We start from the raw sequence: 24741 nt of genomic DNA, 5'->3' as shown, positions 1-24741 counted from the left end.
TTATTCTCCAGATAAAAATCGACGACGGTGCTCAAACAGGCAAATTGCCGTCGCGGCCGCGACGTTCAATGACTCAATATCGCTTGCTTGAGGAATATAAACTTTCAATTGAGCAATCGCTTCAAGCGCCGGCAGAATGCCTTGCCCTTCATTACCGGCCAACCAGGCTATGTGATGAGGAAGCTTAGCCTGATATAAAGAGACACTTCCCTGCAGCGTCATAGCCGCAAGTGGAACTTCCAGCCTGTTGAACAACGCTTGCAAATCACAATTTTCGTGAATGGTAAGGGAAAAATGGGCCCCCTGCGCACTACGCAGCACTTTAGGCGACCAGGCTGCTGCGCAGCCCGTCGAACAATAAACCGACCCAACCCCTGCCGCCGCTGCAGTACGGAAAAGGGTGCCCATATTTCCAGGGTCCTGAACACGATCGAGCCACAGAACCGTTTCTTTAATATGCTCGGGAATAACGGCAGCAGGAGGCGCGACGATAAAACCTACGCCCTGCCCCTTTTCTACCTGGTCCAGCTTTTTCATCAGGCCGGAAGCAAGCAAAACCTTCGATTGGTCGGGTACTGCCCGATACAGTGCTTGTATTTCAACACTTTGGTCGACACGGCTTGTGTCGAAAACAGCAAATTGCGGCGGCGTTGCCCCGTGCTGCAACCAGGCTTGACACAAGTGCACGCCTTCCAACCACGCCTGGTTGCGGCTTTTGCCATTGGCAGCCCGAACAAAGCTTTTGAATAACGCATTGTCTCGCGACTCGATTTGCTTCATTACGTCACACCTTTGTGTTGCAAAAGGGCGTCTCGCACAGGACTGAAGCTTTTACGGTGTGCCGGGCACGGCCCAAACTCGGCCAGACGCTGTCGGTGCAACACGGTACCGTAGCCCTTATGACGTGCAAAATCATAAACGGGATACCGTTCATGTAACGCTTCACATACTGCATCACGCGCCGTTTTCGCCAAGATCGATGCGGCGGAGATGGCGGGCACTTTACTGTCACCTTTAACAATGGCTTCGGCCGGGCCGTTTAAACCATGTGGTATCCGATTGCCGTCGATAAGATACGCCGATACGGCAAGCGTCAGGCCGTCGCACGCCCGGCGCATTGCCAACATGGTGGCTTGCAGGATATTCAGCTCATCAATTTCCTCTACCGATGCGCTGGCAACACACCAGGCCAGGGCTGAATGACGAATCCGATCCGCCAGCACATCGCGCTGGGCTGGCGACAGTTTTTTGGAGTCGGCGAGCCCCAAAAGGGGACGATCGGGGTCAAGCACGACCGCTGCCGCGAAAACCGGGCCGGCCAAAGGCCCCCTGCCGGCTTCATCAACACCCGCAACATACTCAGACCTGGAAAGAGACTCAAACAGTTGTGCCTGCTTCACGATTCAAGACTTTTAAAATAGCGTTTGCGGCCCGTTTCGGCGTGTCGCACTTCAAGCTTTGATGTAATTGTTCAAACTTTTTTTCAACGTCGGCCACATAGGTTTCATCCGACAAGGCATTCCAACAAGCCTCAGCCAACTTCACAGGGGTGGCGTCGTCTTGCAATAACTCCGGCACAACAAAGTCCTGCAACAGAACGTTAGGCAAACCTACCCAGGGCACATAGGGCTTTTCCTGGCCCGACTTCCAGGCCATTAGACGTCGCATCATGGGTGACAAAACATATGAAATGACCATGGGTCGTTTGAAGAGTGCCGTTTCCAATGTGGCAGTACCGCTGGCAACCAGAACCGCATCGGCGGCTTCCATCGCTTCCCACGCCGCCGGACGCCCTTCTTGCAAAGATTGATCGATAATCAACATATGCTCAATCGCATTCTCTTGCGCAATGGCCTCGAATTCCCGGCGCCGTTGTTGATTCACCATGGGAACGACAATTTGCAAATCGGGGGATTGTTTTTGTAATAACCGCACCGCTTGCAGGAACCGTGCGGAAAGCAGTCGCACTTCCGAGGCCCGGCTTCCCGGTAAAACGGCTAACACTTTCCGGTTAGGATCCAGGCCCAACCGCGCCTGAGCGGCTCGGCGATCGGGTTGTACCGGAATCAGGTCGGCTAATGGATGCCCAACAAATGTCACCGGGATGCCTTCCCGTTCATATAACTCGGTTTCGAACGGAAACAGAACCAGCATGTGTGAAACAGACTCACGTATGGTGTGAATGCGGCTATAGCGCCAGGCCCAAATCGACGGCCCGACAAAATGTACAGTAGGTACGCCGGCTTGCTTTAACGTTTTTTCAAGCCTCAGGTTGAAATCGGGTGCATCGATACCAACAAACACATCGGGTTTGTTTTTTAACCAGCGCGAACGTACGCGGGAGTATGTGTGGAGCAAACCAGGCAGCCGTTTCAAGGCATCAACGTAGCCAAAGACCGACAATGCATCCATGGGATACCACTGGCTCAGGTCCTGCGCGCGCATGGCCGGTCCACCAATACCTTCAAACTGCGCTTGCTCAATGTGTTCCGTAAGTCCCGCCATCATTCGCGCCGCCAACAGGTCGCCCGAAGGCTCCCCGGCAACCAGCCCGATACGCGTTGTCATAAGCGAGCGATGCCGCGCCCGTCGGCGGTTAGAAAATCGATAAGCACCTGCAATGCGTCATGCGCAGCGCTACGTTCAGCTTGTAATTTGCGAATTGCGTCAAGCGCCTGCTCGACATTTAATTGACGCCGATACAGGCATTTGTACGCCTCCTTAAGTGCAGACACCGTGTCCGGCTCATAACCGCGCCGCTTGAGGCCTTCGGAGTTAATGCCTACAGGGCGAAAAGGGTCGCCGGCGCCCATAACATAGGGAGGAATATCTTGACGAATGGAACTGGTGCCGCCAACCATGCTGTGCGCACCGATACGCACAAACTGATGCACCGCACTGGAACCGCCGATAATAGCCCAGTCTCCAATATGAATATGTCCTGCCAATTGCACGTTATTAGCCAGAATAGTTTGATTGGCCACCTGGCAATCGTGCGCAATGTGCACGTACGCCATGATCCAGTTATCGTGTCCAACGCGGGTAACACCCACATCTTGCACTGTACCGGTATTAATGGTTACATATTCGCGCACCATGTTGCCGTCGCCGATTTCCAGGCGTGTGGGTTCACCCTGGTATTTTTTGTCTTGCGGCATACCGCCTATTGAACAAAAGCGGTAAAAAGTATTGTTACGCCCAATCGTTGTATGGCCGTCAATAATGCAATGCGGGCCCACTTGCGTGCCTTCATCAATACTCACGTTTGGACCAATAATGCTATAAGGCCCAACACTGACACCATCGGCCAATTGGGCCTCGGGAGCCACCAGTGCCGTTGGGTGAATCGGATTCGTCATGCGTCTTCCAGAACGCGAATTGCGCACATGAGTTTAGCTTCCGCCACTTCCTGACCATCAACCGTAGCCCGACCGGTATATTTGCACATGGTGCGACTAATTCGATCGGCAGTGACTTCCAAACGCAACTGGTCGCCCGGCACAACAGGGCGCCGAAAACGCGCGCCGTCGACCCCAACCAGATAGTAAGCAATTTGTTTGTCCCCCGGATTAACAGTTTCGTCTCCCTCGAAGGAAAAAAGTGCGGAAGCCTGGGCCATCGCTTCGATAATCAGCACGCCCGGCATCACTGGGTGATGGGGAAAATGACCTTCGAAGAATGGCTCGTTCATTGAAACATTCTTGATCGCAACGATACTTTTACCCGGCACCATTTCCAGTACGCGGTCAACCAGCAGCATCGGATACCGATGCGGCAGGCGCGCCATTATTTGCTTGATGTCCAGTTCCATAATTATTCCTAAGCGCTTTGCGCGCCATACCTAATACAAACGATTCAATCCTGATTTTTTTCGCAGGCCCGGACCCGGCGTCGCAACTGCGAAAGCTGGGAAATAACGGCTGCATTTTTTTGCCACTGAACGTGCTCGGCAAATGGATAAACCCCGGTGTAACGCCCCGGCTGAGCAACATTTGACGTGATAGCCGTACCACCCGAAACATGGACATCGTCGCCCAACGTGATATGGCCGGACAACATCGCCGCCCCGCCGATGGTACAACGTTTGCCGATCACAGTTGACCCCGCCACACCGACACACGCCGCCATGGCGGTGTGGTCACCAATATGCACATTGTGTGCAATCATGATTTGGTTATCCAGCTTTACGCCGTTACCAATAACCGTATCGTCGAGCGCGCCGCGATCAACCGTGGTATTGGCACCAATTTCCACATCGTCACCAATATGCACACCACCCAATTGGGCAATTTTGGCCCAGGCACCCTGGCTGGATGGGTCAGGCGCAAAACCAAAGCCATCTGCCCCAATCACCGAGCCGCTATGCAAAATAGCCCGGCTACCGATTTGAACACCGTGATAAATGGTCACGCGGGCGTGCAGCAGGCAATCGTGCCCTAAAACACTCTTTTCCCCTACTACACACCCTGGGCCGAGACGCGAACCGGAGCCGATACGGGCATCCGCTTCAACAACACAATGCGGCCCAATATGGACGTTTGATTCAAGCTGTGCACTGCTATGAATAACCGCAGTGGGGTGAACTCCCGACGGGAGCCGGCTAATTCGATGGCGATCAAACCACTGTGCCAGCAACGCATATAAAAGATAGGGCTGATCGCACTTAACCAGCCGATACGAAAGGTCTCGATCTTTCAGCGCTTCAAATACTTCTGGCGGGACAATAACCACAGCGGCTTTACAGCGATCGAGCTCTGCCTTCAAACGAGGATTCGACAGGAAACTAATCTCGTTGGGCCCCGCCTGTTGCAAAGAGCCGATTCCCTGGATAATGGGATCCGGCTGTGAGTTATCTGCAATAAATGTATTCAACCCTGCCGTATTAACGTTGGCCAGCAGATTAGTTAAAGAAGGCGCCTGTTCAGGCGCGAGCAACACCGGCATGAAATTTTAGCCACCCAACGCTTGAAGAACCTGGTCGGTAAGATCAACACGGGGGCTAACGGTAACGGCGTCTTGAATAATCAAATCGTAGCCCTGGCTCTCTGCAATCTGCTGAATGGCTTTGTCAGCCTGCTCAACAATATTCGAAAATTCCTCGTTGCGACGACGATTGAAGTCTTCCTGAAATTCACGACGCTTGCGCTGCAGGTCGGAATCGAGATCAGCCAGTTCACGCTGACGACGAATACGATCGGACTCAGACATGACCGGAGCGTCTTTGTCGAACTCCTGGGCCATATTACGCAAGCGGTTTGCCAGGTTTTGCAGCTCCTGGTCGCGTGCTTTGAATTCCGACTCGATTTTGGCCTGGGCTGCTTTTGCAGGTTTGGAGTCGCGCAGGATGCGCTCTGTGCTGACAAAGCCAATTTTTGTTCCCTGAGCCTGAACGGACGGCACGGAAACCAGTGTTACAGCACCTAAAACCGCCGCCACGGCGATTGCACGATGTGCACGTGCCAAACGATTAACGACGGAAATGAGGGTCGATACAGATTTAGACTTCATGAACAATCTACCTTGCGAATTAGCCGAAAATAAAGAGCTATTGTGCCATTAATTAGGTTTCATTAAAAACCGGTGCCAATCTGGAACTGGAATGCCTGCAGATCGTCACCCGGTTTCGAGTTAAGTGCCTTACCCCAGGAAATTTCCAATGGCCCCATGGGTGATTCCCAAGAGAAGCCGACACCTGCGGAATAGCGCCAACCGCATGGGTCTTGCACGTTGCCGCCAATACCGGTGTAGCACGGTGAACTTCCGGTTGTTGAAACCTGCCCCGCATCGGCAAAGATAAACCAACGCAAAGTGCGATCGCGAGAGGCTCCTGGGAACGGCAGGTAAAGTTGCACGTTGCCGACGAAGCGGCGCGAACCGCCCAGGTAATTACCTGTACGCGGGTCACGTGGCCCAAGCGAGGCCCCCTCATAACCACGAACGGACCCTAGACCACCGGCATACAGGTTCTTAATGATCGGGAAGGTTTTATCGCCATAGGTATGGCCCCAGTCAGCCGAAGCATTCAATGCAAGCGTAAAATTGCGGCCCAGAGGCAAATAGTACTGTTGTTGCGCTTTCAGCATGTAGTAGCGCAGATCGCCAGTGGAAAAGTCGGCTGCCAAACGGGTGAAGCTACCCCGGCGTGGAGCGATGGCGCTGTCACGCGTATCCTTTGACCAACCTACGTTGAAAATAAGCGCGTTGGTCGACTCACCATATTCGTTGACGAAGTCGGTATAGGCCTGTGGCGGATCGTAAAGCTCGAGTTTATTGTGCTCGTATGTGAAACCGGCGAACACCCGATCGTACTTGGAAATAGGAACGCCGAAGTTAAGACCGCCGCCATAGGCGGTAACACGGTAATCACCCTGGTTGCGGTAACGCGTGTCGTATGGCCTCGTACGGCGATAGTAGAGCGACGTGGTTTTGCTGATGCCGTCTTTGGTCCAGTAAGGGTCGGTGTGGGCAACAACCAGTGTACGGTTGATTTTACTGGTGTTGACGTCTAACGACAAACTATTGCCGCTACCGAAAATATTGTCCTGACTGATACCGAACGACAAAATCACTTTCTCGGTTGAACCATAACCCACGCCCAGATTGATCAGGCCGGTGGGCTTTTCTTTAACGTCAACATTGATGTCAACCTGGTCGGGTGAACCCGGCACCGGTGCCGTCTCGACATTCAGTTCATTGAAGTATCCCAGACGATCAATGCGATCACGCGATTCCTTGATACTGTTTGCGTCATACCAGGCAGCTTCTTCCTGAAGCATCTCACGGCGTACGACGACGTCGCGTGTACGTGTGTTACCGCCAATTTGAATGCGACGCACATAAACGCGACGGCCGGGATCAACATAAAACGTTAAATCCGCTTCTTTGTTTTCGCGATCGAGCACCGGGTTAGGGTTCACATTGGCGAATGCGTACCCCAGCCCGCCCAGATAATCGGTAATGGCTTCAACGGTGGCATTGGCATTCGCAGCCGAAAAGGTTTCGCCTTCTTTTACCTGAACCATCTCCTGCATTTGTGCGTCCAGGCCGAGCAAGTCGCCCGCCAGCTTCACACTGCGCACTTTGTAGGGTTCGCCCTCGTTGATGGTAATGGTGATGTAAATGCTTTCCCGATCGGGCGAAATCGTGACCTGCGGCGGCTCCATGCTGAACTCAAGATAGCCGCGATCCAGATAAAAGGAACGGATGGTTTCGAGATCGCCTTCCAGTTTTTCCCTGGAGTATTTATCGGTGCCTGTGTACCAGGTCATGAGGCCGGAGGTGGTCAACTCCATTTCATCGCGCAGATCACTCGACGAAAAGACCTTATTACCGACAAAATTGATACGACTGATCGTGGCGACGTCGCCCTCAAAAATATCGAAACTGATACCCACACGGTTGCGGGGCAGCGGCGTAATAATAGGCGTAATTTCCACGCCGTATTTACCTTCCGACAAATACTGCTGCTTGAGCTGAAATTCGGCTTGCTCAAGCAATGCCTTGTCGAACACCCGGCCAGGGCCGAAACCCACACCCGCCAGCGCGCTGTTCAACACTTCCGTATCAAAAGCACGCATGCCGTTAAACGTAACCGACGCAATAGTGGGGCGCTCTTTCACCTGAACCACCAACACATCATTCTGCGTATCGATGGTCACGTCGCTGAAAAATCCGGTGGCATACAAACGCTGGATTGCCTCGGCTGCTTGCTCCTGCGTAAATTGTTCGCCCACCTTGACCGGCAAATAAGTAAAAATGGTGCCGGGGTCAACGCGCTGTACGCCTTCTACACGAATATCCTGAACAACAAATGGATCAAATGCATTGGCCAGACCGGGTACCAGCAACGCCGTGAATACCAAAGGCATAATGCGGCGAGCGAGCGAAAACTTACGACGAAACGACATCCTGGCGAGTCCTCAGGTGATCAAATGGTGGTGGATTGTAAAGTACAACAGGGTTAACTGAAAAGGCGCGTGAAGTCATTGAAAAAAGCCAGACTCATTAACGCCACCAGCAAACCCAGACCAATGCGCTGCCCTGTTTCGAGCCAGGCATCCGGCACAGGCTTGCCCCTTGCCATTTCCAGCAAATAGTACATCAAATGGCCCCCGTCCAACATAGGGATAGGCAGCAAGTTCAAAATGCCGATACTAACACTAATGAGTGCCAGAAAGCTGATATAGGCTGCAACTCCGATACGTGCGGTTTGCCCCGCATAATCGGCAATGGTGACAGGCCCGCTGATATTCTTGACTGAAACTTCACCGGTAAGCATGCGCCCCATCATTTTCAACGAATACCATGCGGTTTCAAATGTGCGCTCAACGCCGTGCGTAATACTGCCCAGCAAGCCGTAACGCACCGTCACCATGGGGAAGTCGGCGGTCAGCATGACACCGATACGTCCGATTGTTGTCCCGTCCGGGCCCTGTTCCGCCTGAGGCGTCACATTTAATGTAATTTGCGCTCCCTGGCGCAGAACGGTAACCGGTACACGCTCACCAGGATGTGCTTGAATGGCGGTAACAAACGCATTGGCGTCACTAACGGGTTGATTATCCACGCCCATAATGATGTCGCCCGGTTGAAAGCCGGCCGCCTCCGCCGCCCCGCTCTCAATCACCTCGCCTACCCTGGCACGCGGCGCGGCCAGGGCCAACCCGGCCAATGCCAGCGGATCGGCTTCGTCCACACCCATATTCGAGGCGGCAACCTGCAATGTTCGCGTTGCCGTGCCGCCGTGCTCACCCTGTACTCGAATTTCGGCGGATCCGCCGCTGGTTAGGACATCAAGTAAGGCCCAACGGGCCTGACCCCAGGACTCGACAGGGGTGCCGTTGACTTCAAGCAAACGATCGCCGGCCTGGAAGCCCGCCTGAGCAGCTTGAGTTTGCGCAGCGGGCGCTCCGATAATAGGGGCAGGCTCTTGTGTTCCCACCCAACTTAAACCGGCATAAAGCAAGGCCGCGAGCAAAAGATTCGCAACCGGCCCCGCAGCAACAATAGCAAATCGCCGGCTCACAGGCTTGCGGTTAAACGCCTGAGATTGTTCTTGTGCGTTTGCCCCCACCTCGGGCTCATCTTGCATTTTTACGTAGCCGCCCAGCGGAATGGCCGACAGCGCCCACTCGGTGCCGTTGCGGTCCGTTCTGCGTAACAACACCCGGCCAAAACCCACGGAAAAACGCAAAACCTTGACGTTGCACCAGCGCGCGACCCAATAATGACCTAGCTCATGAAAGGTAATAAGCAGGCCAAGCGCAACGGCAAACGCCAACAAAGTGAAAATCATAAATACCCAATAAATAACAAACGGGAATACACGCGGTGCGACATTTTAACGGGCAGTCGCCATTATATGTTGGCAAGCCTGTTCTGCATGACGACGCGCCAGCGAATCAAACGCCAATACTGCATCGAGACTATCGGGTAGATCACCGCCACCTAAAGGCTGGCTTTTATTCAACGCGATCTCAATAATTTGCGCAATCGCACTGAACGCCACTTTGCCCTCAAGAAAGGCAGCCACCGCTATTTCATTGGCGGCATTCAACGCAATGCATGCATGCTGCCCCGCCTCAAGCGCGTCTAGCGCCAGTTTTAAGCATGGGAACCGCTGCATGTCGGGCATATAGAAATCAAGCCGGCCCAAGGCGGCCAGATCAAGCATGCCGACACCGCTTTGCAGCCGTTCGGGGTAGCCCAGACCATAAGCAATAGGGGTACGCATATCGGGTTGCCCCAATTGCGCCAGCACAGAACCGTCGTGATATTCAACCATGGAGTGCACCACGCTTTGCGGATGAATCAGCACTTGTATGCGTTCGGGCGGCATGGCAAATAACCAGTGTGCCTCAATCACCTCCAACCCCTTGTTCAGCATAGTCGCAGAATCCACCGATATTTTGCGGCCCATGCTCCAGTTGGGATGCGCACAAGCTTGTTCAGGCGTTACGCTTGCCAGCGCCTCGATCGGTGTCTCACGAAAAGGCCCACCCGATGCGGTTAAAAGCAAGCGTCGAACACCATGAGCGGCCTGATGCGCGCCATCGGCTTTCCCCTCCTGCGGCAAACACTGAAAGATCGCGTTATGCTCACTGTCGATAGGCAAAAGTTCAGCCTTATTATCGTGTACCGCCTGCATAAATACGCTACCCGCAGCAACCAACGCCTCTTTGTTCGCCAAAAGAATGCGCTTGCCGGCTTTGGCGGCAGCCAACGCAGAAGGCAATCCGGCCGCACCCACAATTGCCGCCATGACGGTGCTCACAGCCGAATCGGCAGCGGTGTCTGCCAGCGCCTGAGCACCGACACGAATTTCGGGGCGGATGTTGGATGTTTTGGCAGGCCAGACTTCAATAAACCGCCGCCGTGCGGCGTTATCGGGTACCACGACAACTTTGGCGTGCGTTTGAAGCGCTTGCGCCACCAGTTTTTCGATTCGAGAATGTGCACTAAGGGCGTAAACTGACAGGCGCTCGGGATGGCGCAAAACAACATCGATAGTGTTTTCGCCAATTGACCCGGTTGATCCAAGAATACAAATATGTTGCATCGCAATATTCACAAGGGGCGAGTCAGTAACAGATACGCCAGCGGCGCGATGGGAAGCAACGCGTCGAGACGGTCAAAAGCCCCCCCGTGCCCCGGTAACAAACGGCTGGAATCTTTCATGTTGGCACGGCGCTTAAGCAATGATTCGAACAGGTCTCCCATAATGGAAAGCACGGCCAGCGCAATGGTGAGCACCACCACGAACCACCAGGAAAACTCACCGAAAAGATAAGCGGCAAAACTGCCCGGCCACGCTTGGGTGGCAATGACCCAAACCACGCTTCCCAATACGCCGAAAAAAGCCCCTTCCCATGTTTTTCCGGGACTGATGGAGGGTGCAAGCTTGCGACGCCCCAGCGCTTTGCCGCCAAAATAGGCTGCAATATCGGCAACCCAAACCAGCCCCATAAACGATACGAGAAACACCACACCAGCCTGCTCGTACACATAAACCAGTGCCAGCCAGGCGGCAAAAACAGACAGCAAACCGAACAGACTTAAGCCGAGTGAGCGGGATGGCTTGGTGGCGTTGCCACCATAAAGGCCCGCGCCCGCAATAATGACCCAGGCCAGCAAAACCACCGCCATAAAGCCGCGCAGACGATCAGTGACCGGGAAAGTGTTTACAACTGCACCGGCACCCTGAAAACTGACCAACAGGGTTAAACATAAAAATGCCAGCGCCACGACAGCAGGTACGCCCATGCGCCCGCCGCCCAGCGTCATGCGCATCCACTCCCACAAGCACGCCGATGCCGCCACACCGAAAAAAACCAGCAACGGCCAGTTCACCGGCGATAGTCCGGCTGCCAGCAACACAACGATTAATACAATAGCAGTGAGCGTGCGTTGCAAAAGCATGAATGACCTTTCCCTCAGGATTGCTTTTCAGCCAGTTGCGCGCTGGTGCGCCCAAACCGGCGCTCTCGACCTCGGTACCACGCAAAAGCCTCTTCAAGCGCATTCGCGTCGAAGTCGGGCCAATATACCGACGTAAAATACATTTCCGTATAGGCAAGCTGCCAGATCAGAAAATTTGAAATGCGCTGTTCGCCGCCCGTTCGAATGAACAAATCCGGTTCAGGCGCCCAAGCCATAGACAAACGCTCAGCCAATATCGATTCGGTGAAGTTTTCGGGATGCGCGGCAAGTTCAGGCAAATCGCGCAAAGCTTGGCGAGTGGCCTGAAGAATATCCCAACGCCCGCCATAATTGGCTGCAATCGTCAGATGAAGCGTGTTGTTATGCTCTGTGCGTTTTTCAGCCGCCTTAATGAGCTCTTGAAGTCGCGGCTCAAACGCAGACAAATCACCCACCACACGCAAACGAACGCCCTGCTCTTCCAGTTTGTCGACTTCCTTTTCAAGCGTTTGTACAAACAAACGCATTAAAAGAGAAACCTCTTCCTGCGGGCGGCGCCAGTTTTCTGAGCTGAATGCAAAAAGGGTCAGGTATCGAACGCCTTTTCGACCACAGGCCTCAACCACCCGCCTAACCGACTGCACCCCGCGCACATGGCCTGCGGTGCGGGGCAGGAAGCGGTCGGTTGCCCAACGCCCATTCCCGTCCATGATCATCACCACATGCTGCGGCGTGTCTGTTGCCTCGGGAATGGTTTGCGTTGAGCTCTTGGTCATGCGAATTGGGTAACAGCGAATAACGGATTAAACCGTCATGATTTCAGCTTCTTTCTGAGCAATAATTTTATCGATCTCAGCAACATGCTTGTCGGTGAGTTTTTGAACCTCATCCTGCATACGGCGTTCGTCGTCTTCAGAAATTTCTTTGTCTTTCACCAGTTTTTTCGCCCCATCGTTGGCGTCACGACGCAGATTACGAATCGCCACTTTTGCATCTTCCCCCTCGGCCTTAACGACCTTGGTCAGTTCCCGACGACGCTCTTCTGTAAGCGCAGGCATTGGAACACGAATGCTTTCACCCATGGCCGAAGGGTTCAAACCCAGGTCGGAGTCGCGGATGGCTTTATCGATGGGGCCTACCAGTGTTTTTTCATACGGCTGCACATTCAGTGTGCGGGCATCGACCACACTAACGTTGGCAACCTGCCCAACCGGCACCAATGAACCGTAGTATTCAACCTGAACATGATCCAGGATGCCCGCGTGAGCGCGACCCGTTCGGATTTTGGCCAGATTGGTCTTCAAAGCCTCAATACTTTTACCCATGCGCTCCTGGGTATTTTTCTTAATTTCAGACAAGCTCATTCTTCAATCCTTGTTTCCGATTAAACGTGTACCAACGTTCCTTCATCTTCATCACCCGACACCACGCGTTCCAGAGCGCCCGGCTTATTGATGGAAAAAACCTTGATTGGCAATTTTTGATCGCGACACAAGGCAAATGCCGTTGCGTCCATGACTTCCAGACGACGCACAATTGCTTCATCAAAGCTGATGCGGGTATAACGTGTGGCGTCGGAATCCTTGTTGGGATCCGCACTATAAATGCCGTCGACCTTGGTCGCTTTCAAGACCACTTCAGCACCAATTTCAGCACCTCGCAGCGCAGCCGCGGTATCGGTGGTGAAAAAAGGATTTCCCGTGCCGGCCGCGAAAATGACAACTTTACCCTCTTCAAGATAGCGCAAAGCCTTGGGTCGAATATAAGGTTCAACCACCTGATCAATATTCAATGCAGACTGAACACGCGCATCGACGCCGCGATTCTTCAATGCGTCTTGCAGCGCCAGCGCATTCATCACTGTGGCCATCATGCCCATGTAGTCGGCCGTAGCGCGATCCATGCCTTGTGCACCGGGGGCCACGCCCCTGAAAATATTGCCGCCGCCAATAACGATGGCAAGTTCAACCCCATGGCGCGCTACAACATCGGCAATTTCCTCTGTCATTCGCAAAATGGTGGTTCTGTTGATCCCAAAGGCGTCTTCACCCATCAGCGCTTCGCCGGACAGTTTAAGAAGAACACGCTTGTACGATCTGGAGGTCATAGATAATTTTCCCGAGAAAATAGTCCGGCCGAGCCGCAGGTGCGTAACAATGCCCAAGCACAGTGTGCCCGGGCATTATTACACTTAATGATACGCTAAGCGAAGTACGCGTAACCGTACTTTATGCTTTGCCGGCTGCTGCGGCAACTTCAGCGGCAAAATCTTCAGACTTTTTCTCGATCCCTTCGCCGACAACATACAAGGCAAAACCGGCGATCCCGGCGTCGTTGGCTTTCAGCATTTGCTCGACGGTTTGCTTGTCGTTCTTTACGAACGGTTGCGACAACAGGGTGACTTCTTTCAGGAACTTGGCAACCGAGCCTTCAACCATTTTAGTGACGATATCGGCAGGCTTGCCCGATTCTGTCGCTTTTTGCTGGGCAACAGAACGTTCTTTCTCAATGTCTTCAGCGGGTACGCCGTTGGCATCGAGGGCTTTAGGCTTGGTGGCGGCAATGTGCATGGCCAGATCTTTACCCACCTCGTCGTCACCACTGAAATCGACCAGTACGCCGATTTTGCCGCCATGAACATAGCTGGCAAGTTTATTTTCGGTTTCGAAACGCTTGAAACGACGAACCGAAATGTTTTCACCGATTTTGCCAACCAGGCCGGTGCGCACGGATTCAACCGTACCATCGCGGAAAGCCAATTCCGACAACGCGGCAACGTCGGCAGGATTCTTTTCAGTAACGAGTGCGGCAACGTCGTTTACAAAAGCAATGAAATCATCGTTCTTGGCAACGAAGTCGGTTTCGCAGTTCACTTCAACAACCGAGCCTTTCTTGCTGTCGGCGGCAATGTTAACGGTAATGAGGCCTTCAGCGGTAACACGGCTGGCCGCCTTGCTGGCTTTATTGCCCAGCTTTACACGTAGAATTTCTTCGGCGCGTGCCAGATCGCCTTCAGCTTCGGTTAGCGCTTTCTTGCATTCCATCATGGGCGCGTCGGTTTTTTCGCGCAGTTCTTTAACCATTGATGCGGTAATTTGGGCCACAATATTCTCCAGTTCATTAAGACGCGCCCCGGGTAAAACCGGGGCGCGGGTAAACGGTTGAATGAAACGCCTGATTAGACGTTTCGCATCGGGAATTACTCGCCGCGCGCTTCTTCTTCAACCTCGACAAACTCTTCTTCGCCTTCGGCCAATTCCTCAACCAGGCCATTCAGGCTTTGCTCACGCCCTTCCAGAACTGCATCCGCCATGCCTTTTGCATAAAGCGTAATCGCTTTGGTGGAGTCATCGTTGCCGGGAATGACGTAGTCGATACCGTCAGGTGAATGGTTGGTATCAACCACGCCCACAACGGGAATACCCAGGGTACGCGCTTCGGCAATGGCGATTTTGTGAAAGCCGACGTCGATTACGAACAAAGCGTCGGGCAAGGTGTTCATGTCTTTAATGCCGCCCAGAGCTTTATTCAGCTTCTCGAGCTCACGTTCGAACATGAGTGCTTCTTTTTTGATTTTCAGCTCAGTCGTGCCTTCCGCTTTCTGAGCTTCCATGTCTTTCAGGCGTTTAATGGATGTTTTGACCGTTTTGAAGTTGGTCATCATGCCGCCGAGCCAACGGGCGTCAACATAAGGCATACCGCAGCGCGTTGCCTCTTCAGCCACAATTTCACGAGCGGCGCGCTTGGTGCCGACGAAAAGAATGTTGCCGCCACGCGCAGCCGTCTGGCGCATGAACTTGGCAGCCTCAAGGTATTTTTCAACCGTGCGCTCGAGGTTGACGATATGGATTTTGTTACGGGCACCAAAAATATATGGTGCCATTTTGGGGTTCCAGAAACGGGTTTGGTGGCCAAAGTGCACACCGGCTTCCAGCATTTCACGCATTAAAGACATAATATTCTCCAAGGGTTAGGTCTTGTACCCGGTTCGTATGATTTGATTGCGCCAATCTGCTACTGTATTGGTTTAAACCCCAACTTCAGCTTCAATCAGTTCGGCATCATCAAACACCCTGTTCGACCGGGCACGCGATTTTTTCCTGTTGGCTTAAATGTTCGCCAAATTCAGGAAAGCCTATAATTCTACTATCTTTTCTTTAAATTGCTCAAGCTCCTATGATTCCTTTGGTAACCGACCCACACGATCTCGACAAAATGCGCGCTGCCTGTCAGGCGGCGGCACAAACCCTGGACTACCTGGCAACCCACGTGCGCGCCGGCATCACCACGGGTGAGCTCGACCGACTGTGCCTCGACTACATTACCAACGAACTCAACGTCGAATCGGCGACGGTGGGTTACGCGCCACCAGGGTATCCACCGTTCCCCGGCGCTATCTGCGCTTCGGTGAACCACGTTATCTGCCACGGCATTCCTGGCGAAAAGGTACTGAAAAACGGCGATATTCTGAACATCGACGTAACCGTCATTAAAGACGGCTGGTTCGGCGACACCAGCCGTATGTTCTATATTGGTGAACCCTCCATTCTTGCCCGTCGCCTGGTAGAGGCCACCTATGAATGCATGTGGCTGGGCATTGAGCAGGTGAAACCCGGCGCGCGGTTGGGCGACATTGGCTCGGCTATTCAAAAACATGCCGAAAAACAGGGTTTTTCGGTTGTTCGCGAATATTGCGGCCATGGTGTTGGGCAAAAATTTCATCAAGACCCGCAAATTCTGCATTACGGTAAAGCAGGTACCGGCATTGAGTTGGAACCCGGCATGATTTTTACGGTCGAACCCATGATTAACGCCGGCCGTAAAGACATTCGCCAGCTGGCTGACGGCTGGACAGTCGTCACGCGAGACCACAGCTTGTCGGCACAATGGGAGCACAGCGTACTGGTCACAGAGTCGGCATACGAAGTGCTTACTGTTTCGCCAAACATGCCAACCCCACCCGCCTTCGCGAAGGGGTATGGGCTACTTAATCTTTCTTAACTCACGCACCAATACTTAGTTTCAATGACGTTCGCTCACCTGCATTCGCTTCGCGACACATACACCCAAAAGCGGCACAACGTCATTGAAAGCTATCGACGTCATTTACGCCCGGAAGCTTTATTAACAGCCTTGCGGCGCGTAACTGACCAAACCTTGCGCGAAATCCTCAAAACTGCACCGTTGCCCCGAGACGCAGCGCTCGCTGCTGTGGGTGGCTATGGTCGCGGGGAGCTCTATCCTTATTCCGATATTGATGTTCTGATTCTTTTGGCGCACGAGCCTGATAGCGAAGATCAAGTGCGTCTGGAAAAACTGGTTGCGGCGCTATGGGATCTGGGGTTTGAGGTGGGTCACAGCGTTCGCACTATTGAAGACTGTCGGCGTGAAGCCTCAAACGACATTACTGTAGAAACGGCGTTAATGGAGTGCCGCTGGCTGGCGGGCAGTAAAGCGCTGCCGGCGCAATTGGCCGATACCATGGCCTCACAACGCGACCCACGTGCTTTTTTCCAGGCCAAGCGGTCGGAAATGCAGCAACGGCACGCCCGCCACCAGGACACCCCCTACGCATTAGAACCAAACTGCAAAGAGGCGCCTGGCGGATTGCGCGACTTGATGGTGTTGTTATGGATCGCTCAGGCCTCGGGTATCGGGCAAACCTGGCGCGAAATCGGACAAACCGATTTGGTGACCCCTTCCGAGTACCGGGCTCTGCGTCGGGCGGAACTGGCCTTCAAACGGCTGCGTATTGAACTGCATCTTTTAGCCGGGCGCCGCGAAGACCGCCTGTTGTTCGACCTGCAACCCTCATTGGCTAAAGTTTACGGGTTTGAAGCCACACGCACGCGCCGGCCTAGCGAGCTATTAATGCAGCGTTATTACTGGGCTGCGCGTGTGGTGAACCAGCTAAACACCATTTTGATGCAAACCTTCGAGGAGCGCCTGTTCCCTGAAACGCGCGGCGAATGGCGCGCGCTGGATGACGATTTCTGTGTGGCTTACAACCGGCTCGACACCCAATTACCCGACGCCTTCGAACGTAACCCCACCCTGCTGTTGCGCGCTTTTCTGGTAATGCAGGAACATGCCGAGCTCACCGGTTTGTCGGCACAAGTCATGCGGGCCATGTGGCATGCGCGGCGCTTAATTGACACTCAATTCCGGCGCAACCCCATCAACCGTTATCTGTTTATTCAAATACTGCAACAACCACGTGGCATTGTGCACGCGTTGCGGCGCATGACTCTGCTGAATATATTGCCGCGCTACCTGCCGGAATTCCGCAAAATCGTGGGCCAAATGCAACATGATCTGTTCCACGCCTATACAGTTGATCAACACATTCTGCGCGTTATTCGTAACATCCGACGCTTCACTATGCCGGAGCACGCCCAGGAATATCCTTTGGCCAGTCAACTGATTGCCGACATGGAGCGACCATGGTTGCTCTATATTGCTGCGCTTTACCACGATATCGCGAAAGGCCGGGGCGGCGATCACTCTGAGCTGGGCGCGCGCGACGTGCGTCGCTTCTGCAAAAACCACAACCTGGATAAAGACGATACGGCACTGGTGGAGTTTCTGGTACGCGAGCACCTGACCATGTCGAAGTTTGCGCAAAAACGCGACCTCACCGACGCGCAATCGGTACACGAGTTCGCCCGCTATGTGAAAACCGAAAGACAGCTGGCTGCTTTATATCTGCTAACGGTAGCCGACATTCGCGGTACCAGCCCAAAAGTATGGAATTCCTGGAAAGGCAAATTGCTTGAAGACTTGTACCACCTGACCCTTGAGGCACTGGGTGGTGCACAGCCCGACACCGGCACGGTGCTGGCTCAACGCAAACAAGCGGCCAGCTCTGAAATTCGCTTAATGGGCTTACGCGACGACGCACGCGACACATTCTGGAAAGTGCTTGATGTGGCATATTTTCTGCGCCACGATGCCTCCGAAATAGCCTGGCATACGCGCCATTTGTATTACCGCGTCAATGCGGAAACGCCGATAGTAAAAGCGCGTGTGATCGGACAGAATCAAGGTTTACAGATTATGGTTTACGCCAAAGATCGTCCCGACCTTTTCGTTGCCATTTGCGCCTACTTCGATCAACACACCCTAAGCATTCAGGATGCCCGCATTCACACCACACATCATGGCTGGGCGCTCGACAGCTTCATTGTCTTACTACCCAGCCGTGACACCGACTACCGTTCCTGGGCCAGCCTGGTTGAGCACGAGTTAACCGACGCCCTTCAAAAAGCGCTACCCAACAATGCCGAAGTACCACGCCCTGTTGTTGGTCGTATGTCGCGACGGTCGCGTGTATTTCCGATCGTGCCAAATGTTGAATTGCAGCCCGACGAAAATTCCAAGTCGTGGCGCCTCGCCGTTACCGCGTCCGACCGCCCCGGTTTGTTGTACAGTCTGGCGCAAGTATTTGCCCGCCACGACATTAACCTGCAAATGGCCAAAGTACTCACCTTGGGCGACCGCGTTGAAGATGTATTTATTATTCAAGGCGATGCGCTGGAACACCCCCGGGCACAGTTACAATTCGAACGTAATTTATTGGCCCGCTTAAGCGACACCCCCAACCCAGCGCTTGCGCATAGTCTTTAACCAACAAAGCTTTCTATGTCGATCACAACCAAACTGCTTCATACCATCGCGCTTGTTTGTATTGCTGCTGTGGGCGTCGCCCTGGTGTCGCAGCACGTATTCGATATGCAACCTTGTGCCTGGTGTGTATTGCAACGGCTTATCTATATAGTCATTGCACTTGTGTGCTGGGTTGGCGTGCTGGTGTTACGCCCCGGCCTGGGGCACCGTATCGTTGGCGGCACAACATTGATTCTGGGATTGCTGGGTGTCATGGCTGCCTGGTATCAATACACCGTGGCGGCACAAATGTTTTCATGCGCACAAACTTTTGCCGACCGTTTCATGGTGGCGTCGGGTCTGGATGCCGGCTTTCCCTGGCTGTTCGGCATTTACGCTACATGTATGGACGCACGGGTGAACCTGATCGGCATTGAATACGCACTGTGGAGCATGGGCTTGTTTGCCGTGGTGGCCTTTTTAAGTGCCCTGGTTCTAATCCGCAAACGCTGAAACCCATAAAATTCGCCCTTCCGTCTAGTTAAGCGTCATATTTTTACAACGTTCAGTACGCTTAAAACTGCGGTATAAAAACCACACTTTTCCTTGTGGCTTCATCAAATCGTCATAATTACGTTGTTTTTTTAATACACAACGGCCTAACGAAGGGTTAACCCTTATCGTGCTCATATGACACCCTCTTTACACTCACTTCAACGCTCAGGAAACGTACAGTTATCAAGCGATTACGCATGAAAAACAACGTAGGGCAAAACAGTGAAAATGTGCCAAACTGGTCACACCAACTGAAAACCTTGCGGCGCAGTTAACCGAGTTTCCTGGTGTAACAAATTTACAGTTAGTAGTAAAGTGACGCAGTTGGTTGCATTACTAAAACAGTGCCGCCAAACGGCATAATTTTCATCAACGTTGGAGAACTAACCAATGAAGTTAAAAGCACTTACAGTGGGCCTGGCCCTCTCGTTCCCGATGCTGGCATCCGCCCAGGGAACTAGCGTTACCCTTTACGGTAACATCGACACAGCTGTTGAATACGTCAACAACATCGCCGACGGCACCGGCGGCAGCAACAGCTCCGTTCACTTCACTAACCTGACTTCCTCCTGGACTTCATACTGGGGTCTGCGTGGTACGGAAAAACTCTCCGACAACCTTAGCGCCGTCTTCAACCTGGAATCCGGTTTCAATCCTGGTACCGGCACATCCCAGCAAGGTGGCCGTTTGTTCGGTCGTCAGGCTTGGGTTGGTCTGAAGGGTGACTGGGGTCAATTGGCTTTCGGTCGTCAATACAACATGATGTTCTGGGCGAACATCCACGGTGACATCATGGGCCCCAACGCCTATGGCCTGGCTGCAATCGACCCCTACTTCCCCAACACCCGTATGGATAACTCCGTTACTTACCGCGGCAGCTTCGACGGCTTCACTTTCGGTGCAGCCTGGGCGCGTGGTCGTGACAACGTCAATGCTGGTGGTGCTGCTGGTACAGGCACACCTAGTGGCACAAACTGTGGTGTCGACTACGACAACAACGGTGCTTGCGGTGCCTACTCGTTCATGGCTGGCTACAACACAGCTGGCTGGGGTGTGAATGCAGCTTATGACGTCATCAAGGGCAACGATCCTGCCGCTGGTAATTTCTACGGCTTGGGTGCCGGCGACAAAGACCGCCGTATTCTGGCTAACGCTTATGTTAAGTTCGACGCACTGAAAGTGGCTCTTACTTACCTGAACCGTAAGAATGACGGTGTCAACGGCATCGGTGCCGGTCTGGGTGAGCGTTCCGACCTGTGGTCATTGGGTGCATCTTATGGTGTAACTCCCGCTGTTACGCTTGATGGTTCGGTTAACTACGTGAACTACAAAGACGCAACAGCCGGTAGCCAGAAAGTATGGTACTACGTTGCTCGCGTGAAGTACTCGCTGTCCAAGCGCACATCCGTTTATGCATCCGCTGCCTACATGGACAACGACGATGCAACACGCTTGTCCGCTGCAGGCGGTACTGCTGGTATCAACCCCAACGTGGGTCAAAGCCAAACTGCTGTAATGGCAGGTCTGCGTCACAGCTTCTAATCGAAGCATGATGCTTTAACAGATCGGGCTTTAAGCCCGATCTGTTTATCTGAAGTCGTTAGTAGTAATTTCTACGCTAGCGCAGAAATGCAATACGTAGATTTGAGTTTAAACCGGGCTATGTGAAAACGAGCCCGGTTTTTTTACGTCCGGAATATGACGTCAACGCTTTTTATGATTCACTTCGCACGCAAAGCACAGCAATAAAAACGCCCCGGTAACTGGATTTCTACTCCATTTCCAGGGCGCTACGGTTTCAGATCTATGGATACTTTATTATTTTCTATCCGTCAGAAACTTCCCTTCGGGGGCTTCTGTATTTTTTTGCCGTCGGGTGTGACCATCCAACCCGCCGTCTACCGCCCATTCCGCAAAACGCGTAGGTGCTGGTTCAAATTCACGCGGTTCCCAGTTTTCATCCAATTGGTCTTCGTCGGCATAGTACTCAATTAACCCACCGGCGGGGTTTACGAAATACCAGAAATAAGCTGATGAAATGGGATGGCGCCCTGGGCCCAATTGCGTTTTCCAGCCGCAGCGGTCGAAATGCAGGCCGCCGCCGAATACTTCGTGAATGTCACGCACCGCAAAGGCCACGTGATTCAATCCTACTTTTTTATCGGGTGTTTGCAACAAAAACAAATCGTGGTGGCCGCCGTCGGGATCGCAGCGCAGGAATACGCCACGGCCGGGGTAACGATCGGACGGCACGAAACCGAAATTCTCCACATAGAATTTTTCCACCGCTTCCAAGTCTTTCACAAAAAAGACCACATGCCCAACTTCAATGGGATAAGCACGGTCGTAAATGGGGCTGGGAGCATTGCGGCGCGGTTTGCTATTCCAAGTGTTGGACTCGCCGCACTCGACTTCCACATCTTTCTTTTGCGTCAGCTGAAAACTCACCAGCATACCCGTGGGGTCAATACATGACACACGACCGTTCTCGTTCCTGTAGCCCGCAACTGTCGCCAGACGTTGGGCAAACTCCGCCACAACATCGGGGGAAGACACACCCCAAACCACCTCACGCAGTGTGGGCCCGCTCTCAATGGGTTCGGGATAAGCAGTGTCATCTTCACGCACCACATTGACGCGGCAGCCGTTAAGCGTGGAAAACACCAGCTTTGATGCCGACTCGTTTGTTAACGATAGGCCCCAATCGCTGAAAAACTTTTTGCAGGTATCGAAATCATTAGCCCCGTAGGTGATTTCGTCGATGCCTATTACTTTCATCATGACTCCTTTCGCTTACAAGCCGGCCCAGGGCATGGGGTTTTCATTCATGCCAAGGTAAATGCTTTTCTGTTCCATGTACTGAAGAATACCCTGGCGCCCTTTTTCGCGGCCCAGGCCGCTGTCGCGCCAGCCGCCAAAGGGCGTAGCAATGGAAAACAGTTTGTAGGTGTTAATCCATACATTACCGGCTTTTACCGCACGGGCCAGATTCCAGGCTTTTTTGTAATCTTTGGTCCAGATGCCGGCAGCCAAAGCATACACGCTGTCATTGGCCTGCTCGATCAGGTCTTCCATATTCTTGAACGGCATCGCCACCAATACCGGCCCGAAAATCTCTTCCTGACAAATGGTGGCTGAATTATTCAGCCCATCGATAATGGTGGGCAGGTAGTAACTGCCTTTGTCGTACAGATCACCCTCAGGGCGTTTGCCGCCCGTTAACAAGCGACCGCCTTCATCCAGACCTTTTTGAACATAGCGCTCGATAGAGGCACGATGGCTTTCGCTGATAAGCGGGCCCATTTGTGTTTGCTCACTGGAAGGGTCGCCCACGCGTAATTGTTCAGCCCCCTTTACCAGACGCTCCATAAACGTGTCGTATAGCGACTCGGCCACAAAAAGGCGCGAACCGGCAATGCACGACTCACCTGAAGAACTGAAAATGCCGTACAACACACCGGAAACGGCGTGGTCCAGGTCGGCGTCTTCCAGCACCATGGTGGGCGATTTGCCCCCTAACTCCAGCGAGGCCGGCATGAATTTATCAGCCGCAATACCGGCGATATGACGCCCTACCGAGGTACCGCCGGTGAAGGAAACGCGGCGTACCAACGGATGACGGGTGATAAGATCACCAATCACCGAGCCTTTACCGGGCAGTACGCTGATCAAACCTTTAGGTAAGCCAGCTTCTTCGCAGATACGCGCCAGTTCCAACGCCAGTAAAGGCGTGATTTCAGCGGGCTTAACAACCACGGCATTGCCCCCGGCCAATGCAGGAGCAATTTTCTGCGCTTCGCTGGCAATGGGTGAGTTCCAGGGCGTAATGGCCGCCACCACGCCCATGGGCTCGTAAACGCTTAAAGTTAAGTAGTCGCCGCGCGACGGCGTTAAGGTTTCTTCCAGGGTTTCGCAAGCCGAAGCAAAGAACTGGAACGTACCGGCCGCACTCGCCACCAGTGCCCGCGTTTCACTAATGGGTTTGCCGTTATCCAAACGTTGCAGTTGCGCGAGGTCTTCCGCTTCAGCGCGAATTCGCTCGGCAATGCGATACAGCACCGCGGCACGCTCGTGCGGCTTTCGTTGCGGCCAGCCACTTTGCTCAAACGCTGTCTGCGCGCCTTGAATGGCCTCTTCCACGTCGTCGGGGCCGGCCGCATTCAATGACGCCACGGCTTCGCCGGTAGCCGGATAGTACGTGGTGTACTCGGGCCCCTGCCCCAATCGCCATTTTCCGGCAATGCAAATTGGCAGTAATTCTTTGCTCATTACTTATCCTTTCATCCATTCGTGCGCACTCAATTTATCCATGCCATTGAGCTTTGCGCTGAAACGTTTCAAATCGCCACAGATTGAACACGGTTTTTAAGGGCACGCACCACGCTATACACCGTTAACGCAGAGGTTTTCGGGTTGCTTGCCAACGGTTTGCCTTTCAAGGTGACACCCATAAAGCCGAATGCACCTTGTGCTTCGTAATAGTGAATATTTTCCGACACGGTTGGATCCGCATACAGCTTCACCTTGGTTTTATCCAGTCCGATTCCGGCTAATGACAAAGTAGCCGCCACGTTCGCGTTCTTGGGAAACAAGCGCGCCGCGTCGCGGGCGGACCCTTCAAAGAAAATCTCTTTCTCTTTCAGGTTATGCAAATCAAGCTTTTCTTCGGCAGGTGTGCCCAACCAACCCAAAGGCGGCTTGCGGCCAACATAAGTGACTTCATCCAGCCCGGCCACGCGTGCCGCCGCCAGAGCATCAATACCGCCAATGGCGCCCGACAGCAAATGCACCTGCGTATTGCCGGCCTGCGCGGCGGCTTCCAGTTGTTCGGGCAAACCCGGTTCCGATAACGCGCCGATAGAGACCACCATGCAAGGAATCCCAGCCTTCAGGCCCGGCAGCACGTGCGTTTCAATGGCGCTATGACCGGCACACTCAACGATGAGATCAGGGCGGTCGTCATAGGAAACATGATCGGATACGGTCAACAAGGCGGCATTGGGGCGTTGCGCCAATTCCTCTTTTATCGGCTGAACCAACTCGGCGGGCACCACGATTTGGTCAATTTCCAAACGGTTGTCGTCTGCAATCAAATCGAACACGGCACGACCAATAGCACCGAAACCAACCAAAGCGATACGTTCTACTGTCATTTTCTACCTT

General features: G+C 53.3%; 23 protein-coding genes. 4 read left to right on the top strand and 19 right to left on the bottom strand.

Annotation, left to right across the window (positions count from 1 at the left end; translation table 11 throughout):
• The 16 genes from CJO09_RS12690 to rpsB all read right to left on the bottom strand — a co-directional run bounded on the left by CJO09_RS12690 (position 1) and on the right by rpsB (position 15373).
• Positions 1-780, bottom strand: coding sequence for a TrmH family RNA methyltransferase (locus tag CJO09_RS12690; protein WP_119442667.1), 780 nt, complete (start codon positions 778-780; stop codon positions 1-3).
• Positions 780-1400 carry a ribonuclease HII gene (gene rnhB / locus CJO09_RS12685; protein ID WP_179950538.1) on the bottom strand — a complete coding sequence of 207 codons (621 nt, stop codon included), beginning with the start codon at positions 1398-1400 and terminating at the stop codon, positions 780-782. Before rnhB ends, CJO09_RS12690 begins: the two co-directional genes overlap by 1 nt.
• Complete coding sequence (gene lpxB / locus CJO09_RS12680) at positions 1378-2568, bottom strand: lipid-A-disaccharide synthase (protein WP_119442666.1); 1191 nt, start codon at positions 2566-2568, stop codon at positions 1378-1380. The genes rnhB and lpxB overlap by 23 nt, the downstream gene beginning before the upstream one ends.
• On the bottom strand, positions 2565-3359 hold the full coding sequence (gene lpxA, locus CJO09_RS12675; RefSeq protein ID WP_119442665.1) for an acyl-ACP--UDP-N-acetylglucosamine O-acyltransferase: 795 nt from the start codon (positions 3357-3359) through the stop codon (positions 2565-2567). Before lpxA ends, lpxB begins: the two co-directional genes overlap by 4 nt.
• Entirely contained in the window at positions 3356-3811 is a 456-nt protein-coding gene (gene fabZ, locus CJO09_RS12670; protein ID WP_114421713.1) for a 3-hydroxyacyl-ACP dehydratase FabZ, read from the bottom strand. Before fabZ ends, lpxA begins: the two co-directional genes overlap by 4 nt.
• 44 nt (positions 3812-3855) lie before the next feature.
• Positions 3856-4944 (bottom strand): UDP-3-O-(3-hydroxymyristoyl)glucosamine N-acyltransferase, encoded by a 1089-nt coding sequence (gene lpxD, locus CJO09_RS12665; protein WP_119442664.1) that lies wholly within the window; start codon positions 4942-4944, stop codon positions 3856-3858.
• A 6-nt stretch (positions 4945-4950) separates the two neighbouring features.
• The gene (locus tag CJO09_RS12660) at positions 4951-5508 is read right to left on the bottom strand and encodes an OmpH/Skp family outer membrane protein (RefSeq protein WP_114421711.1); all 558 of its coding nucleotides are present in this window, start codon (positions 5506-5508) and stop codon (positions 4951-4953) included.
• Between the two features lie 62 nt (positions 5509-5570).
• Entirely contained in the window at positions 5571-7907 is a 2337-nt protein-coding gene (gene bamA / locus CJO09_RS12655; protein ID WP_119442663.1) for an outer membrane protein assembly factor BamA, read from the bottom strand.
• A 53-nt stretch (positions 7908-7960) separates the two neighbouring features.
• Entirely contained in the window at positions 7961-9295 is a 1335-nt protein-coding gene (gene rseP / locus CJO09_RS12650) for an RIP metalloprotease RseP (RefSeq protein ID WP_119442662.1), read from the bottom strand.
• A gap of 45 nt (positions 9296-9340) precedes the next feature.
• Entirely contained in the window at positions 9341-10558 is a 1218-nt protein-coding gene (ispC, locus tag CJO09_RS12645; protein ID WP_119442745.1) for a 1-deoxy-D-xylulose-5-phosphate reductoisomerase, read from the bottom strand.
• Positions 10559-10566: 8 nt separating this feature from the next.
• Positions 10567-11418 carry a phosphatidate cytidylyltransferase gene (locus CJO09_RS12640; RefSeq protein WP_119442661.1) on the bottom strand — a complete coding sequence of 284 codons (852 nt, stop codon included), beginning with the start codon at positions 11416-11418 and terminating at the stop codon, positions 10567-10569.
• Between the two features lie 14 nt (positions 11419-11432).
• Positions 11433-12194 carry a polyprenyl diphosphate synthase gene (gene uppS, locus CJO09_RS12635; RefSeq protein ID WP_119442660.1) on the bottom strand — a complete coding sequence of 254 codons (762 nt, stop codon included), beginning with the start codon at positions 12192-12194 and terminating at the stop codon, positions 11433-11435.
• 27 nt (positions 12195-12221) lie between these two features.
• On the bottom strand, positions 12222-12782 hold the full coding sequence (gene frr / locus CJO09_RS12630; protein ID WP_114421705.1) for a ribosome recycling factor: 561 nt from the start codon (positions 12780-12782) through the stop codon (positions 12222-12224).
• A gap of 20 nt (positions 12783-12802) precedes the next feature.
• The gene (pyrH, locus tag CJO09_RS12625; RefSeq protein WP_119442659.1) at positions 12803-13525 is read right to left on the bottom strand and encodes a UMP kinase; all 723 of its coding nucleotides are present in this window, start codon (positions 13523-13525) and stop codon (positions 12803-12805) included.
• Between the two features lie 121 nt (positions 13526-13646).
• Positions 13647-14522, bottom strand: coding sequence for a translation elongation factor Ts (gene tsf, locus CJO09_RS12620; protein ID WP_119442658.1), 876 nt, complete (start codon positions 14520-14522; stop codon positions 13647-13649).
• A 95-nt stretch (positions 14523-14617) separates the two neighbouring features.
• Positions 14618-15373 (bottom strand): 30S ribosomal protein S2, encoded by a 756-nt coding sequence (gene rpsB, locus CJO09_RS12615; RefSeq protein WP_114421702.1) that lies wholly within the window; start codon positions 15371-15373, stop codon positions 14618-14620.
• Positions 15374-15597: 224 nt separating this feature from the next.
• Between rpsB and map the strand changes: the two genes are divergently transcribed.
• The 4 genes from map (at position 15598) to CJO09_RS12595 (ending at position 21120) form a co-directional block, all read left to right on the top strand.
• Positions 15598-16419, top strand: coding sequence for a type I methionyl aminopeptidase (gene map / locus CJO09_RS12610; RefSeq protein ID WP_119442744.1), 822 nt, complete (start codon positions 15598-15600; stop codon positions 16417-16419).
• A gap of 24 nt (positions 16420-16443) precedes the next feature.
• Positions 16444-19044, top strand: coding sequence for a [protein-PII] uridylyltransferase (locus CJO09_RS12605; RefSeq protein WP_119442657.1), 2601 nt, complete (start codon positions 16444-16446; stop codon positions 19042-19044).
• A gap of 15 nt (positions 19045-19059) precedes the next feature.
• On the top strand, positions 19060-19536 hold the full coding sequence (locus CJO09_RS12600; protein WP_119442656.1) for a disulfide bond formation protein B: 477 nt from the start codon (positions 19060-19062) through the stop codon (positions 19534-19536).
• Between the two features lie 432 nt (positions 19537-19968).
• Entirely contained in the window at positions 19969-21120 is a 1152-nt protein-coding gene (locus tag CJO09_RS12595) for a porin (protein ID WP_119442655.1), read from the top strand.
• Between the two features lie 276 nt (positions 21121-21396).
• Here CJO09_RS12595 and CJO09_RS12590 read toward each other — a convergent pair whose 3' ends face one another.
• The 3 genes from CJO09_RS12590 to CJO09_RS12580 all read right to left on the bottom strand — a co-directional run bounded on the left by CJO09_RS12590 (position 21397) and on the right by CJO09_RS12580 (position 24731).
• On the bottom strand, positions 21397-22359 hold the full coding sequence (locus CJO09_RS12590; RefSeq protein WP_119442654.1) for a VOC family protein: 963 nt from the start codon (positions 22357-22359) through the stop codon (positions 21397-21399).
• A gap of 12 nt (positions 22360-22371) precedes the next feature.
• Positions 22372-23847, bottom strand: coding sequence for an aldehyde dehydrogenase (locus CJO09_RS12585; RefSeq protein WP_119442653.1), 1476 nt, complete (start codon positions 23845-23847; stop codon positions 22372-22374).
• Positions 23848-23915: 68 nt separating this feature from the next.
• Positions 23916-24731 (bottom strand): aspartate dehydrogenase, encoded by an 816-nt coding sequence (locus tag CJO09_RS12580; protein ID WP_119442652.1) that lies wholly within the window; start codon positions 24729-24731, stop codon positions 23916-23918.
• Positions 24732-24741 lie beyond the last annotated feature (10 nt).

It is taken from the genome of Neopusillimonas maritima (assembly GCF_003576595.1).
Classification (GTDB): domain Bacteria; phylum Pseudomonadota; class Gammaproteobacteria; order Burkholderiales; family Burkholderiaceae_B; genus Neopusillimonas; species Neopusillimonas maritima.
The sequence above is the reverse complement of the archived record's forward strand: the minus strand, read 5'-3'. Positions and strand labels throughout refer to the sequence as shown.